Source organism: Xanthomonas hortorum pv. cynarae (genome assembly GCF_002939985.1).
In the GTDB taxonomy this organism is placed as follows: Bacteria; Pseudomonadota; Gammaproteobacteria; order Xanthomonadales; family Xanthomonadaceae; genus Xanthomonas; species Xanthomonas hortorum_D.
Window position 1 is genome coordinate 118,007 of the sequence record NZ_MDFM01000004.1, and the last position, 18,018, is coordinate 136,024.

14 protein-coding genes are annotated in these 18,018 nt (G+C 66.8%); all 14 read right to left on the reverse strand.

Features of this window, described 5'->3' with window-relative positions:
• Nucleotides 1-125: 125 nt before the first annotated feature.
• The gene (gene flhA / locus XcyCFBP4188_RS04160; RefSeq protein WP_023903920.1) at nucleotides 126-2,219 is read right to left on the reverse strand and encodes a flagellar biosynthesis protein FlhA; all 2,094 of its coding nucleotides are present in this window, start codon (nucleotides 2,217-2,219) and stop codon (nucleotides 126-128) included.
• Nucleotides 2,216-3,346 (reverse strand): flagellar biosynthesis protein FlhB, encoded by a 1,131-nt coding sequence (gene flhB / locus XcyCFBP4188_RS04165; protein WP_104591680.1) that lies wholly within the window; start codon nucleotides 3,344-3,346, stop codon nucleotides 2,216-2,218. The genes flhA and flhB overlap by 4 nt, the downstream gene beginning before the upstream one ends.
• Before the next feature lie 252 nt (nucleotides 3,347-3,598).
• Complete coding sequence (locus XcyCFBP4188_RS04170) at nucleotides 3,599-5,161, reverse strand: putative bifunctional diguanylate cyclase/phosphodiesterase (protein ID WP_104591710.1); 1,563 nt, start codon at nucleotides 5,159-5,161, stop codon at nucleotides 3,599-3,601.
• 74 nt (nucleotides 5,162-5,235) lie between these two features.
• Entirely contained in the window at nucleotides 5,236-8,157 is a 2,922-nt protein-coding gene (locus XcyCFBP4188_RS04175) for a diguanylate cyclase (RefSeq protein WP_167393502.1), read from the reverse strand.
• Nucleotides 8,158-8,447: 290 nt separating this feature from the next.
• The gene (locus XcyCFBP4188_RS04180; protein WP_104591682.1) at nucleotides 8,448-11,396 is read right to left on the reverse strand and encodes a ligand-binding sensor domain-containing diguanylate cyclase; all 2,949 of its coding nucleotides are present in this window, start codon (nucleotides 11,394-11,396) and stop codon (nucleotides 8,448-8,450) included.
• 107 nt (nucleotides 11,397-11,503) lie between these two features.
• Entirely contained in the window at nucleotides 11,504-12,295 is a 792-nt protein-coding gene (fliR, locus tag XcyCFBP4188_RS04185) for a flagellar biosynthetic protein FliR (RefSeq protein WP_104591683.1), read from the reverse strand.
• A gap of 13 nt (nucleotides 12,296-12,308) precedes the next feature.
• On the reverse strand, nucleotides 12,309-12,578 hold the full coding sequence (locus XcyCFBP4188_RS04190; protein ID WP_005917968.1) for a flagellar biosynthetic protein FliQ: 270 nt from the start codon (nucleotides 12,576-12,578) through the stop codon (nucleotides 12,309-12,311).
• 365 nt (nucleotides 12,579-12,943) lie between these two features.
• On the reverse strand, nucleotides 12,944-13,783 hold the full coding sequence (gene fliP / locus XcyCFBP4188_RS04195) for a flagellar type III secretion system pore protein FliP (protein WP_104591684.1): 840 nt from the start codon (nucleotides 13,781-13,783) through the stop codon (nucleotides 12,944-12,946).
• A gap of 1 nt (nucleotide 13,784) precedes the next feature.
• Nucleotides 13,785-14,192: a flagellar biosynthetic protein FliO gene (gene fliO / locus XcyCFBP4188_RS04200; protein ID WP_006449776.1), complete on the reverse strand. Its 408-nt coding sequence runs from the start codon at nucleotides 14,190-14,192 to the stop codon at nucleotides 13,785-13,787.
• Nucleotides 14,189-14,527, reverse strand: coding sequence for a flagellar motor switch protein FliN (gene fliN / locus XcyCFBP4188_RS04205; protein WP_006449777.1), 339 nt, complete (start codon nucleotides 14,525-14,527; stop codon nucleotides 14,189-14,191). Before fliN ends, fliO begins: the two co-directional genes overlap by 4 nt.
• The gene (gene fliM / locus XcyCFBP4188_RS04210; RefSeq protein WP_006449778.1) at nucleotides 14,524-15,537 is read right to left on the reverse strand and encodes a flagellar motor switch protein FliM; all 1,014 of its coding nucleotides are present in this window, start codon (nucleotides 15,535-15,537) and stop codon (nucleotides 14,524-14,526) included. The genes fliN and fliM overlap by 4 nt, the downstream gene beginning before the upstream one ends.
• Nucleotides 15,538-15,547: 10 nt before the next feature.
• Nucleotides 15,548-16,099: a flagellar basal body-associated FliL family protein gene (locus XcyCFBP4188_RS04215; protein ID WP_006449779.1), complete on the reverse strand. Its 552-nt coding sequence runs from the start codon at nucleotides 16,097-16,099 to the stop codon at nucleotides 15,548-15,550.
• 164 nt (nucleotides 16,100-16,263) lie between these two features.
• Nucleotides 16,264-17,565: a flagellar hook-length control protein FliK gene (locus tag XcyCFBP4188_RS04220; protein ID WP_006449780.1), complete on the reverse strand. Its 1,302-nt coding sequence runs from the start codon at nucleotides 17,563-17,565 to the stop codon at nucleotides 16,264-16,266.
• A complete protein-coding gene (gene fliJ, locus XcyCFBP4188_RS04225; protein ID WP_104591685.1) occupies nucleotides 17,562-18,017 on the reverse strand; it encodes a flagellar export protein FliJ in 456 nt (151 codons plus the stop codon). The genes XcyCFBP4188_RS04220 and fliJ overlap by 4 nt, the downstream gene beginning before the upstream one ends.
• Between the last annotated feature and the right edge of the window lies 1 nt (nucleotide 18,018).

An 18,018-nucleotide genomic window follows, 5' to 3' on the forward strand; every position in this document is an offset into this window, starting at 1 on the left:
CAGTCGTTTCCGAACCCGCGCTCATCATAGAGGAGTGCAGCCGGGTCTGGCATTGCGGAGACGGTTGAAAAAAAGGACGCTGCGTGCGTGCGTGCGTGCGTGCGTGCGTGCGATGCGTCAAGTCATCAGCTGATCGTGCCTACCAGCTTCAGGCGCTTGTCTTCCGGCACTTCGCTGTACGCCAGTACCGACAGGGTCGGCACGCTATGGCGAACCAGGCGGGCCAGCGCAGCGCGGACCTGGCCGGGTACCAGCACCACTGCCGGTTCGTTGCGGGCTTCCTGCTTGCCGACGCAATCGGCCAGGCTCTGGTGCAGGCGCTCGGCCAGGCCGGGTTCCAGTGCCACGCCGTTGCCGTGGGTGGATTCCTGCAGCACGCGCTCCAGCTGCGGGGCCAGCGTGTAGACCGGTAGTTCGGCCGACATGCCGGCGATCTCCTGCACGATGAAGCGGCCCAGCGAGGTGCGCACTGCGGCGGTGAGGGTGGTCGGGTCCTGGCTGTGCGGGGCATGTTCGACCAGCGCTTCGACGATCTTGCGCAGCTGGCGCACCGGGATGCGCTCGATCAGCAGGTTCTGCAATACGCGCACCACCACCGACAGCGGCAGCGCCTTGGGGGTGAGGTCTTCGACCATCTTCGGCGCGGTCTTGGCCAGGGTTGCCAGCAGTTGCTGCACTTCCTCGTGGCCGAGCAGTTCCGGGGCGTGTTCGCGGATCAGGTGCGACAGGTGGGTGGCAATGACGGTGGCCGGATCGACCACGGTGTAGCCCATCGATTCGGCATAGGCGCGCTGATGCGGCTGGATCCAGGTGGCGTCCAGGCCGAATGCCGGGTCCTTGCCGGGAATGCCGTCGAGCTGGCCGAGTGCACCGCCCGGGTCCAGCGCCAGTTCGCGATCGGGATAGATTTCGGCGGTGGCCACCGGCACGCCGTGCACCAGCAGGCGGTAGGCGTTGGCCGACAGCTCCAGGTTGTCGCGGATATGCACCGGCGGCACCAGAAAGCCGATGTCCTGGGTGAGCTTGCGGCGCACGCCCTTGATGCGCGCCATCAATTCGCCGCCCTGGTTCTTGTCCACCAGTGGAATCAGCCGGTAGCCCACTTCCAGGCCCAGCGGGTCGATCGGACGCAGCTCGTCCCAGCTCAGCTCCGAACTGGCCTGGGCGGCAGTGGCCGCGGCGGCGGCCTTGGGGTCGGTGGCGGGGTCGCCGGTGGGCGGGATGACCAGGCTGCGCTTGTACATTTTCCAGGCGATCACGCCCAGGATCAGGCCCAGCGTCAAAAACGCGACGTTCGGCATGCCCGGCACCAGGCCGACCAGGCCCAGGATGGCCGCGGCCACCGCCAGTGCGCGGTGCTGGCCGAACACCTGGCTGATCATGGCGCCGCGCATGTCCTGCGCTCGCGAGGCGCGGGTCACCAGCAAGGCCACCGAGGACGACACCAGCAGGGCCGGCAGCTGCGCCACCAAACCGTCACCGATCGACAGCAGGGTGTAGGTGGACGCGGCATCCACAAAGCTCATGCCGTGCTGGAACATGCCCACCGCCATGCCGCCGATGAGGTTGATGAACAAAATCATGATGGCGGCGATGGCATCGCCGCGGATGAACTTGTTGGCGCCGTCCATCGCGCCGTAGAAGTCGGCTTCCTCGCGCACTTCTTCGCGGCGGGCCTTGGCTTCCTCACGCGTCAGCAAACCGGCGTTGAGGTCGGCGTCGATGGCCATCTGCTTGCCGGGCATGGCGTCCAGGATGAAGCGCGCGGTCACTTCCGACACGCGCCCGGCACCCTTGGTGATGACCACGAAGTTGATGATGGTCAGGATCGCGAACACCACGATACCCACCGCGTAATTGCCGCCGATGACGAACTGGCCGAACGCCTCGATGACCTTGCCGGCCGCGGCGTGGCCGTCCTGGCCGTTGATCAGGATCACGCGGCTGGAGGCCACGTTCAGCGCCAGGCGCAGCATCGTGGTCATCAACAGCACGATCGGGAAAATGGTGAATTCCAGCGGGCGCTGCACGTAGATCACCGCCAGCAGCACCATCAGCGAGATGGCGATGTTGAAGGTGAACAAGGCATCCAGCACCGGTGCGGCCAGCGGCACCATCAGCATGGCCAGCATGGCCATCAGCGCCAGCGGGGCGCCCAGGCCGTTGCGCAGCAACTCCATGATGCGACGGGCATTCAGCGGTGCGGGTTGGGCGCTCATGCGCTGGCTCCCTTGCCGAACTCATCCACTTCGAGGGAAGGCAATTCCGGCATCGGGCCGCCGTTCCAGCCACGCAACTGGTAGACGTAGGACAGCACCTGGGCCACGACCGAATAGAGTCTCACGGGAATTTCCTTGCCAATTTGAGCTTCTCTATACAAGGCGCGTGCCAAAGGAGGGGCGGTGACGATCGCCACCCGGTGTTGTTCGCAGACTTCGCGGATGCGGAAGGCCATTTCGTCCACGCCCTTGGCCACCACGATCGGGGCGCGCATCTTGCCGCCCTCGTACTTGAGCGCCACCGCGTAGTGGGTCGGATTCATCAGCACCACGTCGGCCTTGGGCACCGCTTCCATCATCTGGCGCTGCGACATCTGCATCTGCATCTGGCGGATGCGGCCCTTGACCTCCGGGCTGCCCTCGCTTTCCTTCATCTCGCGCTTGATCTCTTCGCGGGTCATCTTGAGCTTCCGCATCCAGTTCCACTTCTGGTACGGCGCGTCGATGGCGGCCAGCAGCACCAGCGCACCGGCGGTGTAGAACAGCAGGCTCTTGGTGAAGTCCAGACCGTTGCCCACGGCCTGTTCCAGCGGCTGGTTCACCAGCGAGCGCAGGCCGTGCAGGCCCTTGGAGATGCACAGGCTGGCGGCCAGCCCGACGAACAGCAGCCGCAGCACCGACTTGACCAGCTCGGCCAGGCTATTGCTGCCCCACATGCGCTTGATCCCGTTGGCCGGGTTGAGCTTGTTGAGGTCGGGCATGATCGCCTTGCCGGAGAAGTGCAGACCGCTCATCAGCAGCGGGCCGGCCAGGCCGGCGGCCAGGCAGATGCCGATCAGCGGCACCATCACCCACAACAGTTGCAGCAGCAGGTCGCCGAAGTGGCCGAACAGCGCCATCGGGTTTTCACGCATTTTCGGGTCCGGGCTCAGCGCGGTCTTCATCCAGACGCTGGCGCCATCGCCGATGCCGCGGGCCAGGGCCATCAGTCCGAACACGCCGGCACCGAACACCGCAGCGGTGGACAACTCGCGCGACTGCGGGATGTTGCCCTGCTCGCGGGCTTCGCGCAGGCGTTTTTCGGTGGGAAGCTCTGTACGTTCGCCGCCGTCTTCGGACTCGGACATGGAGGTGCCGGTGACTTGTCAGCCCTGCCTCATGCAAGCGGCGTTCCAGATTGGTGGGGCTGGGATTGGGGAATCGGGACGCAGCGGCCGCGCGTGGAGCCGCTGGCGGGGTGTTGTAGTTGGGTGGTTAGCGGGAGGGCCGCAGGTCGGGAATCGGGCGCGAGGGCTGACCAACTGCAGGCTGGGGCTCGGCTCGGTTGGCGGGTCGTCGAGCGTGGATGCAGGTCTACGGTCGTTTTTGATGCTTTTTGCTCAGCTGGCCTGGCGGCGCACGCCATCGCGCTGGGCCACCACTGTTGCGATAAAGCGCTCTGCGTCCATTGGCGCGCCCAGCAGATAGCCTTGCAGCTGGTCGCAGCCCAGCCGTTCCAGGGTGTTGCGCTGGGCAGTGGTCTCCACGCCCTCGGCCACCACCTGCAGGCGCATGGTGTGGGCCAGCGCCACGACAGCAGCGACGATGGCGATGTCTTCGGGGCAGGTGTCCATCGCCTGCACGAAGCTGCGGTCGATCTTGAGTTCGTGCGCGGGCAGCTTGCGCAGGTAGAGCAGGTTGGAATAGCCGGTGCCGAAATCGTCGATGGCGATGCGCACGCCCAGCGCGTTGAGCTGGCCGAGCGTGCGCAGGCAGGCGTCGGCGTCGCGCATGGCCATGGTTTCGGTGATTTCCAGGGTGAGCTGGCCAGGCGGAATCAGATGCTCGGCCAGGGTGGTGGCTACTTCGTCCAGCAGGCTGGGCGAGGCCAGCTGCGTGGCCGAGAGGTTCACCGCCACCCGCCAGTCGCCATGCCCGGCCTCGCGCCAGGCGCGCATCTGCCGGCAGGCCTGCTGCAGCACCCAGCTGCCGAGCGGGCCGATCATGCCGCTGCGTTCGGCCAGCGGGATGAAGCTGTCCGGCGGCACCAGGCCGCGTTCGGGATGTTGCCAGCGGATCAGCGCCTCGGCGCCGATCGGGCGGCCATCCTCGGCGCAGTATTTGGGTTGGTAATGCAGCACGAACTGGCCCAGCTCCAGCGCGCGCGGCAGATCCTGCAGCAGCTGCAGGCGCTCGCGGGTGGTGCCGGTCATCGAGCGCTCGAAGAAGCTGTAGCGGTTGCGCCCGGCCTGTTTGGCGTGGCGCATCGCCGCATCGGCATGCGTCATCAGCTGATGCTCGCTGCCGGCGTCGTCCGGTCCGGCGTCTTCGGGATATAGCGCAATGCCGACGCTGCTGCTCAGGCGCAGCTCCTGGTCGCCGACCAGGAACGGCACCGCCAGCGCCTGCAGCAGATGCGCGGCGATCGCGGCGGCGTCCTCGGGGTCGGCGATGTCGGACACCAGCGCGAACTCGTCGGCGCCCAACCGCGCCAGGCTGCCGTTGGCGCGGCGGTGCGCGCTCATACGCCCGGCCACCGCGACCAGCAGCTGGTCGCCGAACTGGTGCCCGTAGCCGTCGTTGACCGCCTTGAAGCCATCCAGATTGATCAGCATCACCGCAAAGCGCTGCCCGTCGTGCTGGGCGCGGTCGATGCTCTGCAGCACGTGTTCGTGCAGCAGCACGCGGTTGGGCAGGCGAGTGAGCGGGTCGTGCAGCGCGGCCAGCACCAGCTCGGCATTGGCCTGCGCCAGCGATTGCGCCAGCACATCGGTGCGCTGCTGGAAGCGCCGCGACAGCACCGAGATCACCAGCGCCAACACCAGCAAGGCCAGCGTCACCACCACCACTACTGCGGTCAGCCATGACAATGGCAACTGCGCGCCGGTTGTGGCGACGCAGAGACTCGCTGGTGCGAGATGCGCGGCAGCCGTGCCGTCGGCCCGGATGCAGCGCGCACGCATGCACGGCGGTTGCGGCACATCGCGCACATCGGCCCGGCAGCCGTTCGCGGCACTGGGGTGATGGGAGTGACTGCTCATGCCACCGACGACGCAGGCTCCTCCGGTTCGATGCGATTGCGTCCGTACCGCTTGGCCCGGTACAGCGCCTCGTCGGCGCGCGCCAGCAGCGTGGCCGCCGTGTCGCCGATCCGGAACCAGGCCACACCGACCGAGCAGGTCACCGGTAGCGGGCGGGCGGTGCCCACTTGGTACGGGGCCACGCTGAGCTTTTCGTGGATGGCGCGCAGCCGGTGCTGGCTGTGTTGCGACATGCCCGGCAGCAACAGCAGCAATTCTTCGCCGCCGTAACGGCCCACGCGGTCCGAATCGCGCAGGCAGGCGGTCAGCCGCGCGCCGACCTTGGCCAGCACCGCATCGCCGACCAGATGCCCGTGTTCGTCGTTGACCAGCTTGAAGTGGTCCAGGTCGATCAGCACCACCGCCAGCGGATGCGCACCGTGGGCACAGGCCTGCAGTTCTTCGGCCATCGCCTCGAGCACGCCGGAGCGATTGAGCAGGCCGGTCAGCGCGTCGTGGCTGGCCTTCAGTGCCAGCGCCGCGCGGGCGCTTTCCAGCTCGCGTTTTTCACGCTCCAGCTGATAGGTGCGCTCGGCGACCAGCTCGGCGAGCATGCGCTCGCGCGCGACCAGATGACGGTGCCGCCAGCGCCACAAACCGGCCAGCAGGGCGCTGCCGATCAGCAGATACAGCGCGATTGCCGGCGGGCTGCGCCACCACAGCGGCGCCACTGCGAACGGCAGGTCGGCGATCGGCGAGGTGGTGCGTCGGTAGCGGTCCAGCAGCTGCACCTGCAGGCGGAAATGCCCGGACGGCAGCGGCGGTTGGTCGATCGACAGCGTGTCGCTCTGGATCCATTCGTTGTGCAGACCGAGCAGGCGATAGCGCACCGTGAGCCGGCTGGGGTCGTCGTAGACCTCCATGCTGGACAGCTCGATATGCAACGGCCTGTCGCTCCAGGCGAGCAACTGGCCGCGCTGCACCGGCACACCACCGCGGCTGACGCTGTCGATACGCACGCTGGGCTGGCGCTGATCGAACAGGCGCGCCGGGTCGCGCAGATGGCTCACCCCGCGCGCGGTGCCGATCCACACCGAGCCATCGGGATCTTCGGCAAACGCCGCTTCGGACACGTCGTCCCACAACAGCCCCTGCGACTGCGACAGATGCGCCCAATGCTCGCCGTCGTAGACCTCCACGCCGCGTGCGTGACCCACCCAGACCCGGCCGACGCTGTCGCCGCGTAACTGGTACACGCTGACGTCGGCGAGCGCTTCATCGCTGACCGCCTGCAGATCCACTTCTTCGTCCAGCAACAGGCCGTGCCATAGCCCGGCGCGATAGAACGCCAGCCACACTTCGCCGCTGTCGCTGATATGGAATTTGCTGATCCACGGATCGGAGGCGCCGCCATTGACCTTGACCTTCACCTTCGACCAGTGCGCGCCCTGCAGCCGGAACAGGCCATTGGCGCTGGACACCCACAACGTGCCGTCGGCAGTCTGCTGGATATCGGTGTAGGCAATGGCCGGCATCTGGCTCACCAGGTGCAACGTGCCGCCGTCCAGCGGCCGTTCGAGCGCAAACAGGCCACCGGCAGTGAGCACCCACAGCCGGCCCTGGCGGTCGATGATCAGACGCCGCCCGGTACGCGGAAGTTTGGCGACCTCGGCGCTGCGGCCATCCGGCCAGTTGCGGCGCACGAAGCCGGCCGAGTTCAGCGTCCACAGGCTGCCGTCGGCACTGCGCGCCATGCCCACGATCTGGATCCCGGAGTGGGGTAACGCAGCAACGAAGCGCCCTTTCGGGTCGGCCTGGCGACCTACGCCATGTTCGTTGCCGACCAGCAGCGCGCCCTGCGCATCGCGGGCGATCGACCAGGTCGGCGCAACCGGCATGCCTTGCGAGGCGTCCCAGTTCTCGATCCACTCGTAGCCGGCCCAGCGCACCAGGCCTTCGCCGTCCACGGTCATCCAGATGTCGCCGTCGCGGTCCACCACGATGGCATCGCTGCTGCCCGGCGGCAGCCCGTTCTCGGTGCCGAAACTGCGCCACTGGCCGTTTTCCCAGCGCACAAGTCCGTCGTTGCGGCGCACCAGCACACGTCCCTCGCGGTCGAGCACCAGCGGCGCCTGTTGCCCGACGGTGCTGCCATCCAGCAACGGCAGCGGCCGCACGCTGAAGGTGCTTGCGCCCGGTGCGCGGTAGAGCAGGGTGCCGGTGCCACGTACCGACAATGCGCCGTCGTGGTCGCGCAGCACGCTGTACCAGCGATCTTCCGGCACGCCTTGTTCGGGCCCGTACACCTGCACCTTGCGCTGCGCATCGATGGCGCATAGCCGCTTGGCACAGCCGGCCCACAAGGTGTCGCCATCCACCGACAGGCTCAACACCTTGGACAACTCGGGCACGCGCACGCGGGTGGCGGTATCCAGCAGCGGTTCGCTATGCCAGCGGCCGTTGCCGCGTGCACTCAGCCGCTCCAGCGTGCCGCCATTGGCCAGCACCGTGCCCCACGGCGGGCTGGCCAGCAGCATGCCTTCCTGCAGATGCTCGGCCTCGTACGGCGCCAGTCTGCGGAAGCCGTGTTCGTTGCCGACGAACAGCGTCTGGAAGCCGGCCACCCACAACGTACCGTCGGCGGTTTCGGTCATCGAGCTAATCGATTCGTTGCGCAGGCCATCCAGCACCACCTGCTGAAAGCTGCGCCCATTGAAGCGATACAGGCCGCTTTCGGTGCACACCCACAGCAACGTGGCGCGGGTCTGCAGCAGGCAGGTGCCGGCCAGCCCGAGCAGACCCTGGTCATGGGCGTAGCGGCGAATGCTTGCGGTCTGCGCGCCGGCCAGATCGGCCAACGACAGCAACGCCAACAGCAACACCGCGGCAAACGGCGCGCGCCGGCTCGACGACCTCCACTGGCGGTACTCACACCCCACGAGCGTTGCACTCTCCCACGCGTCGGCAGGTGTGGTCCGCGCCTTGCGCGGGTGTCTCACGCTTGCCATGGGCGGCCCCCATAGTAGGCCGCAGTAAACCGACTAACGGCTGTTCACGCGTGTTTCTTTAATGCGCGCAGCAACACGATGGCGTGATTGCCGCCCGGCAGTCCATTGCATGCGAGCTCGACAGGCGCTGGCATCGGTTTGCCGGCAGCGCAGTCGAATCGAGTTGTGCGTTCGCTGGAACGCCGCTTTCGATGTATTTCAAGGCGCTTCGGCGCTAACGCTCAACTCTCAGCGGCGTGCCCAGACGCGGTGTGGTCGTAGTCGATGCGATTGCGTCCACTGCGTTTGGCGCGATACAGCGCCGCGTCCGCGCGTGCCAGCAACTGTTCCAGGGTTTCGCCCGGCTGAAACCAGGCCACGCCGATCGAGCAGGTCACCGCCAGCACGCTGCCGTCGATCGGGTAATCGCCGCAGATGCCGCGATGCAAGGCCTGCAAGCGATGCGTGGAGTCGGCATTCAGACCGGGCAGCAGCGCCAGCAATTCCTCGCCACCGTAGCGGCCGATCCGGTCGTCGCCGCGCACCAACGTATCCAGGCGCCGGCCGACCTCAGCCAGCACCGCATCGCCGGCCAGATGGCCGTGTTGGTCGTTGACCAGCTTGAAGTGATCCAGGTCGATCAGCACCACCGCCAACGGCTGCGCCTGGACCGTGGCACGCGCCAGCATGCCGCGCAGCGCGTGCAAGATGCCGGCGCGATTGAGCAGGCCGGTCAGCTCGTCGTGGGTGGCCTTGAGCGCCAGTTCGGCGCGCGCGACTTCCAGCTCGCGCTTGTCCTGCTCCAGCTCGGCGGTGCGTTCGGCCACCAGTTGCTCCAGCTCGCGTTTGCGCCGCAGCAGTTTGCGCGTGCGCCAGCGCAGCAGCACGATCACCGCCGCGATGCCCAGCAGCACGTAGCCGATCAACGCGGGAATGCCACGCCACCATGGCGGATGCAGCACAAAACGAAAGCGCGTGATCGGGCTGCTGCTGCGTTGATAGGCATCCAGCACCTGCACTTCCAGCGTGTAGGTGCCGGGCGGCAGCAGCGGATAGGTCAGATGGCTGAGCGAGGTGGTGGTCCAGCGCGCCTGATGGCCTTCCACCCGGTAGCGGAAGCTGATCCGGTCGGCGCCGCCCTCCACACCCGGCGTGGCCAGATCGATATCCAGCGGAATGTCGGACCACTCCAGCGCCGCCCCGGCGCGTACCGTCTCGGTGCCGCGCCGCACGTGCGCGATCTCCACCTGCAGCGGTTGTGCGGCGAACAACCGCTGCGGGTCGAGCAAGTGGCTCAGCCCGCGGCTGCTGCCGATCCACAGGCTGCCGTCGTCGTCTTCCAGAAACGCGTTGGACGACAGGTCGTCCCACAGCAGGCCCTCGCTGCGCGTGATACGCGACCAGCGGCCTTGCTGATACAGATCCAGCCCCTGGCTGCTGCCGACCCACAGCCGGCCCTTGCGGTCGTGGCGCAGGATGAAGGGCATCACCTTGGAGATCAGCGGGTCGTCGACCGTTTGCACCGATAAGCCGCCGTCGGCTTGCAGGCGACCGTGCCAGAGCCCGGCTTCACGCAGCGACAGCCAGATTTCGCCATCGGGTGCGAAGTCGATCTGAAACATGTCCTGGCTGGGCAGCGAGCCGCGCACCGGCACGCGCACCCACTGCGTGCCCTCGCGGCGATACAGCCCGTCGCCGGTCGCCGCCCACAGCCGCCCCTGGCGGTCGACATCGATGTCGCCGACAAACTTGCCTTGCAGCGCCGGCTCGAAGTTCAGCGCATAGGGCGGGGTGGTCTGACCGCGTGCCAGCCCGCGCGGGGTCGAGATCCAGACCGAACCGGCGTTGTCGAACAGCAACTTGTAGCCCGGCCTGGGCATGTCCATCACCACGCGGGTCAGCCCGGTGTGCGGATCGCGCCGGGCAATGGCGCCGGAAAAGTACGACACCCAGGCCGCGCCATCCGGTGCCACCGCAAGGCTGAGCGTTTGCGACAACGGCTTGCCGCTTTCCAGCAGCCACGGCTGGGCGCGCTGGGCATGCCGGGGCAGCAGGGCGGCGCCGCCATCGGCACCAACCGCGAGCATGCCGTTGGGCAGGCGCTGCATCGCCCAGGTCGGCGCCGATGGCATGCCTTGCGGCTCGGTCAGATGCTCGATGCTGCCGTAGCCGAGCAGGCGTTGCACCCCAAGCCCACGCGTGCCGATCCACAAGGTGCCGTTGCTCTGCAACAGCAGTGGGCCGACCATGGCATCCAGCTGCAGGCCCTGGTCGGGGCCGATGTCGTGCCAATGGGTGCCGTCCCAGCGCACCAGCCCATGATCGGAGCGGGTCAGCATGCGTCCGCGCGCATCTTCCACCATGGTGGTGGCACCGGACATGGTGCTGAAGCTGCTGTGCGCGCTGGCCGGATGGGTTTGAAAGCGGCGCGCGCCCGGCTCGCGCGACACGATGGCGCCGCCGCCACGCAGCCACAGCCGACCGCCGCGTTCGCGAAAGATCACCCGCCAGCGCCGCGCTGGCACGCCATCGGCTTCGGAGAGGGATTCGACCACCTTGCCGGCTGCATCTAAACGGCAGACGCCAGCGCCGCACGACGCCCACAGAAACTGCCCATCGGCCAGCAGGGTGCTGCCCGATGGCTGCAGGATTCCATCGGGCGTTCGCAGCGGCAGTGGTTGCACCTGCCATTGCTTGCCCGCGCCCGGCGTTACCGCCAGCAGCGCCCCTGCGCTGATCACCGCGACCCCATCGCGGTAGTCGGCGATCACATTGCCGGCATCGGCGCGAATGCGCTTGCCCTCGCGCAGCACCTGGACGAACTGCTCGCCGTCCCGCACGAACACGCCATTGGCGGTGGCCACCCACAAGCGCCCGGCGCTATCCAGCGTGAGGCCGCGGGTGAAGCGCGCGTCCAGGCCCTGATCCTGGCCGACGGCAATGAAGCGCTCGCGCTCGAACCGGTGCAACGCCAATTCGGTGGCCACCCACACCACACCACGGCGATCCTCGACCAGACCGGTGATGGTCATGCCCTGCAGGCCATCGGCCTGGGCGTAATCACGGAAGCTGTAACTCTGCGCCTGCACGCTCGCGATACTGGCCAGGCCGGTCACAAGCAGGCAGAGCCATGCCCATGACGCAATGCTGCGCATGGCAAGACGAGCGAACAGCGCAGACACGTTGGGCATCGGTTCCCGCAGGCGTGGCAGTGAGGATGTGATGACTGGCGATTGGCGTCGTCAGTCATCCTGTGGCGTTGACGGCTTGCCGGCCAAAAACTTGAGGCAGTTCACACTTACGTTGTCAATGCTTTGGCGGCGTCGAACGCAGTGTCGAACATGCGCTGCACGGGCGGTGCGAATTCGCTGGCAAAACTGGAGAGCAGAAACAGGCCCAGCAATACCGTCAGCGGCAAGCCCAACTGCACCGGATTCAACGCCGGCGCCGCCTTGGCCAATGCGCCGAAGGCCAGGTTGACCGCCAGCATCGCCACCATCATCGGCAAGGCCAAGGTGAGTCCGCCGCGCAGGATCTGCAGGAACAGCGTCGGCGCCACTTCGGCAAAGGCGGCCGCATCCGGCACTGCGGTGCCGATCGGCAAGGCCTTGTAGCTGTCCACCAACAGCGAGATCACCGCCAGGTGCCCGTTGGCCGCGAAGAACAGCAGCCCGAACCCGATATAGAACCACTGCGCGATCACGCCGGACGTCACCCCGCGCAGCGGATCGGACATCTGCGCAAACGACAGACCGGTGGATTGCGACACCAGTTCGCCGGCCAACGCGCCGGCCTCGAAGATCAGCTTGAGCATGAAGCCCATGCTGGCACCCACCGCCAGCTCGCGTGCCACGCTGAGTACCGCCTGCGCGGTAAAGCCATCCCACTCCGGTACCGGCGGTAGCAGCGGCGCCAGCACCATCGACAAGGTGCCGGCCAGCATCACCCGCACCCGCCCGGGCACCGCACGCGTGCCGATCAACGGCATCGCGGTCAGCAACGCGCCGGTGCGCAGCATCGTCCACATGATCGCCCCGACCATCGCGAACGCGCGCTGGCCGTCGATCACCATCTGGGTGGCAGCATCCATCCGATCTATCCCGCTAACCGATCAGATGCGGAATGCGCTGGAACAGCGCAATGGTGAACTCCACCAGATGCCCCAGCAGCATGCTGCCGGTGGCAAACAAGGTGGCCGTCAGCGCAACGGCCTTGGCAACGAAGGCGATGGTCGGTTCGTTCAACTGGGTGGCAGCCTGCACCACACCAATCACCACGCCGACCACCAGCACCGCCAGCAACATCGGCCCGGCAATCCACAGGACGGTGACCAGGCCACCACGCAATTCAGTCAGGGCGATTTCAGGGCTCATGGAGGGGTCTGATGCAAGTGGGGTGCCAAAGGACGGGATTGGGGATTGGGTATTCGGGATTCGGGAATGAGATTTGAGCTGGTGCAGCGGTGTGTGAGCTGACGAACGTGCGATCTGCAGACACTAGCCCCTCTCCAGCGGGAGAGGGGTTGGGGTGAGGGTACGAGGCGAAGCCGCGCGTGTTGTATGGCTCCGCTAGCTCTTGCTCAGCTGTGGGCTTCGGCTGCTATTGGCTGCACTGGCTATCGTTGTGGCTGTTTGCTCTCCGGTAGCTTTGGCGTTTACTGCTCGGCCTCGGGACCTCACACCGAATCGGCAAGCCGGGTAGACATCCCGGCAGTGCAGCGCGCATGCAAACCCCGCGGCTACGACGCGTTGAAGCTCGCTGCCAGCGTGCCCACCACCAGCACCCACCCATCCACCAAAATGAAGAGCAGAATCTTGAACGGCGCCGAGATCAGCATCGGCGACAGCATCATCATGCCCATCGACATCAGCACGCTGGCGACCACCAGATCGATGATCACGAACGGAATGAAGATCAGAAAGCCGATCTCGAACGCGGTCTTCAACTCGCTGGTCACGAACGAGGCCACCAGCACCGGGAACGGCACTGCATCCGGGCCGGCGTACTTACCGTCGCCGGCCATGCCGGCCAGGGTCATCAGATCGGTCTCGCGGATCTGCGCCAGCATGAAGGCGCGTAGCGGCTGGGTGGTGAGCGTCCAGGCGGTGGAGAAATCGATCTGGTTGTTGAGGTACGGCGACAGGCCGGCGCCCCACATCTTTTGCCACACCGGCATCATCACCAGCGCGGTCAGGAACATCGACAGGCCCAGCAGCACCTGATTGGACGGGGTCTGGCCGGTGCCCAGCGCCTGGCGCAGCAGGCCCAGCACGATGGTGATGCGGGTGAAGGCGGTCAGCACCAGCAGCATCGACGGCAGCAGCGTGATCGCCGTCATCAGCAGCAAGGTCTGCAGCGGCAGGCTTACCGGTTGGTCGCCGATGCGGCCAACGCTCACGTTCGGCAACGAAGGCAACTGATTGGCGCCGGCCGGAGCGGGCGCCGCGGCGGGAGCGGCGGCCTGAGCCATCGCCGGCAAGGCGGCAGGTGCGGCGGCGGCCAGCAGCGGGCAGCTCATCACCAGCAGGATCAGGATCAGGCGCAGGCTGCGCCCCCAGCGATTCCAACGACTGAACATGTCACGGGTCCTTGCGCAGCTTCTGTGCCAGCAGCTGGGCGAAATTGGGGAGTTGCTTGAAGTTGGGCAGGGTGGGGGCAGGCGTGGGCGGCAGCGGTTCGGGCAAGGTGTGCAAGGTGCTGATGCCGCCGGCGGTGACGCCGAGCAACAACTGCTGGCCGTTCACCTCCACCACCACCACGCGTTCCTTGGCACCGACTGCCAGGCTGGTCACCACGCGCAGGCCCTCGGTATTGCGGAAACCGCTGCCGGGCAGGCGCTTGAGCAACCAGCCCAGGCCGACGATCAGCGCGAGCACCAACAGCAATGCAAAGACCGCGCCAAACAGGCTGGGCGAGGACGGTGCCTGCGCGCCGACCTGGCTGGCCTTGGCCGCGACCGGCGCGGCAGTGGCCAGCAGGCCGATCACCGCAGCCTCCGGATCCGTTCGCTGGGGCTGACCACGTCGGTCAAACGGATGCCGAAGCGGTCGTTGATGACGACCACTTCGCCATGCGCGATCAAGGTGCCGTTGACGTACACGTCCAGCGGCTCGCCGGCGCCGCGTTCCAGTTCCACCACCGAGCCCTGGTTGAGCTGCAGCAGGTTGCGGATCGGGATGCGCGCGCGGCCCACTTCCAGCGACAGCGTCACCGGCACGTCCAGGATGACGTCCAGGTTGAGGTCGGTGGCATTGAGGTCGCGCTCGGGCTGCAGGCTGTCGAAGGTGGCGGGCGCGGCGTCGAGGATGTCGGAGTTGATCATTTGCTGGGGTCCTGGGATGGAACGGCACGCGGGGCTTGCACGCCGGGCGGGCGTACGGCGGTGATCTTGACGGCGTTGTTGCCATTGGAAACGCCGAATTCGCCGGTAAACAACGGGATTTCTTCCACGCACAGCGGCACCTGTGCGGGCAGGTCGATCGGCAGGATGTCGCCGACCTTCAGACCGGTGAGCTGGCGCAGACTCATGCGCTTGCTGGCCAGCACGCTGGACAGGGTGACCTCGGCGGTGTCCAGCTGCTCGCGCAGCATCACGTTCCAGGAGTCGTCGCGGTCGTTGCGGTCGCTCTGGATGCCGGCATCGAGCAATTCGCGGATCGGCTCCAGCATCGAATACGGCAGGGTGATGTGGATCTCGCCGCCGCCGCCTTCCAGCTCCACATGGAAGCGGCACACCACCACGTACTCACGCGGGGTGACGATATTGGCGAAGTGCGGGTTGATCTCCGAGTTGATGTACTCGAAGTCCACTTCCATCACCGGCGCCCAGGCTTCCTTCAGATCGGCGAAGGTCTGCTTGAGCATCAGCTGCACCACGCGCATCTCGGTGGCGGTGAATTCGCGCCCTTCGATACGGGTGTGGTAACGGCCGTCGCCACCGAAGAAGTTGTCCACCACGGTGAACACCAGGGTGGGTTCGAACACGATCAGGCCGGTGCCGCGCAGCGGCTTGAAGCGGATCAGGTTGAGGTTGGTCGGCACGTACAGCGAGTGCATGTACTCGTTGAACTTGACCAGATCGATGCCGCGCACAGACAAATCGGCCGAACGCCGGATCAGGTTGAACAAGCCGATGCGCCACAGCCGCGCAAAGCGCTCGTTGACCATCTCCAGGGTCGGCATGCGCCCACGGATGATGCGGTCCTGGCTGGACAGATCGTACTGGCGCGCCTCGCCGGGCAACGGCTCCGGCTCGGTGTTGACCACGCCCGAATCCACGCCGTGCAGCAGGGCATCGATTTCGTCCTGGGAAAGCAGATCGCTGACGCTCATGGGCGGTGCCTTACTGGGTAACGAAACTGGTGAACAGCAATTCTTCGACGCACTTCTTGCCGGTCTCGCTGGTCATGACCTTCTGCGCTTCGACCAGTGCGGCTTTCTGCAGCTTCTGCTTGCCGACCAGGTCGGCCACGTCGGTGGCCTTGGTCTGCGACAGCAGCATCAGCAGATGTGCGCGGATGGCCGGGGCGTTTTCGGTGATGAGCTTGAGTTCTTCCGGGTCGCGGGTGACCAGCTGTACTTCGACCTGCAGGTACTGCGGGCCATCGCCGGGGTCGGCCAGGTTGACCACGATCGCCGGGTCCATCGGGAAGTACTGGGCCGGCTTGGGCACTTCGGCGACCTTGGGCGCGGCGTGCTTGCCGCCCTTCTCATCGCCCTTGTGGCCGAAGAAGAACCAGGCGCCGCCGCCAGCGGCCGCAAGTACCACCACACCGATGGCGATCAGCAGGATGGACTTCTTGCCACCCTTCTTCTTTTCGCCTTTCTCGTCTTTGTCTTCGGTCTTCTTGGGTTTTTCGGCGGCTGCCACAGTCTGCTCCAGGGGAATGCTCACCCTGTGGATGCAATTGGCATGCCAAAACCGCGACGGTTTCCTGGCGCGGCCTGCGCGCCAACACGAAAAGCCCCGCAAGCCTTGCGCTGCGGGGAGGCGGGGGGCGCGCGCATCACGCCGACGCGCGGTTTTCAGTCGCGCCGGGGTGGATCCGGCGCAGTACTTCAGGCGTAGGCGTCCAACAATCCACGCTGGCGTAACACCACCGACGGAATTCCGACGGGCGGGCTGTCGTCCAGGGTAAGGCCGTTGCCATCGCGCCCACTGCCGTTGCGGTTGCCGGCCTGGCCCTGCTGTTGCTGGCCCACATCGGCCTGACCCAGCTGGAAGCCGTTCTGGCCGAGCATTTCGCGCAGCCGCGGCAGGCTTTGTTCCAGCGCCTGGCGCACCTCGGCGTTGGCCGAGGTGAAGCTGGCGCTGACCTTGTCGCCATCCAGATGCAGACGCACCTCGACCGGGCCCATCTCGTTCGGGGTCACCTTGATGTGCGCGTGACCGATCTTCTGGTCGGCCAGCCAGCTCATACGCGCGCCGATGGCATCGTCGAAATTGTCGCTGCCCATCTCCGGGGTCGGGGTGGGCGAGGCACTGAACACCGGCGCCGGATCCTGCAGGCGACCGAGCGTGGCTGCCGTGGTGGTCGGCAGCACGAACGCCGGGGCGTCCGGGCCCGCCGTGGCGGCGGCGTCATCGGCGCTTGGGTCCAGTGCCTTGGTCGCCATGCTCATCAACGCGGCCGTTTGAGCGTCGCCGCTCAAGGCGGTGACGGAGGTGGGCTTGGCGCCTGCGGCGGCGGCCGGTGCCAGCGCCCCCAACGCGGGCAGGGCGGTGCCGGTTGTTGCCGTTGCGGCAGGTGTGGCGGCATCGGTGGGCAGGGCGGTTGCACTCGCCGTGCCGCCCGCTGCGCCGGCCATGCTTGCGGTCAAGGCCGCTGCGGCAGCAGCCAGTACCTCACCACCGGGTAAGGCTTGCGCCAGCAGGCCCATGCCGAAGCCGCCCAGACCTGGCGGTGGCCAGGTGGAATCGGTCGCCGTGGCTGCCTCGGCCGGTGCGTCTTCGCTGGCAGTCGCGGGTTTTGCGTTCTTGCCGGTCTTGGCGGTGCCTGCGGCAGAGCTACTCTCGGCTGTAGCTGATTCTTTGGTGGAGCCCGACTTGGCGGGCTTTGCAGCCTTGCTGTCGCCGTCCTGCGCACGCGGCCGTGCAGTGGCATCGCCGGCTGCATCGTCGCCGTTATCGTTGTCGTCGCGCTGCTTGTCGGACTGGCTGGGCTTGGGCGCGGCCTGCTTGGCCGGCACGCGCTCGGGCGCCTGCGGCGGGGCCTGGTTGGGCGTGTTGGCCGGATTGAGCATGCGCGCGAACTGGTCCTGGCCGGCGTCCGGCTCGGACGACGGGTCGCTATAGCTGGATTTCTTGCCGGTGCCGGCAAGCGCGCCAAGGCCGGCGGCAAAAGCGGACAGGGGGTTCATGCGGATTCTCCGTGGGTATCTTCGCTGCGGGCCAGGCGCGAGCGGCGCGCGCCGAGGTCGTCCATCTCACGCTGGTCGCGGCGTTCGATCACCTTGTTCTCCTGTGCGCGGTAGCTGGCCGCCAATTGCTCCAGCACCTGTTTTTCGCGGCTGGCCAGCAGCAGGCGGGTGCGTTCGGCCTCCACCTTGTTGCGGTTGCTTTCCACGGTCTGCGCCTGCTGCAGCACCGCGCTGTCGAGCCGGTCCAGAAAGGCGCGGCGGTTGGTCAACGCCGCGGCGCTGGTGCCGGCCATATGGCTGTTGGCGTATTCCTCGGCGTAGCGGCGCAGTTCCTCCAGACGCGACTGGTGCGTGTCCAGGGCGCGCTGACGCTCGGCCAGATCGCGCGCGATCTGGTCTTCCTGTTCCTGGGCGCGGCGCAGCAGTGGGTCGATCCGTTTGGACTGCATCATG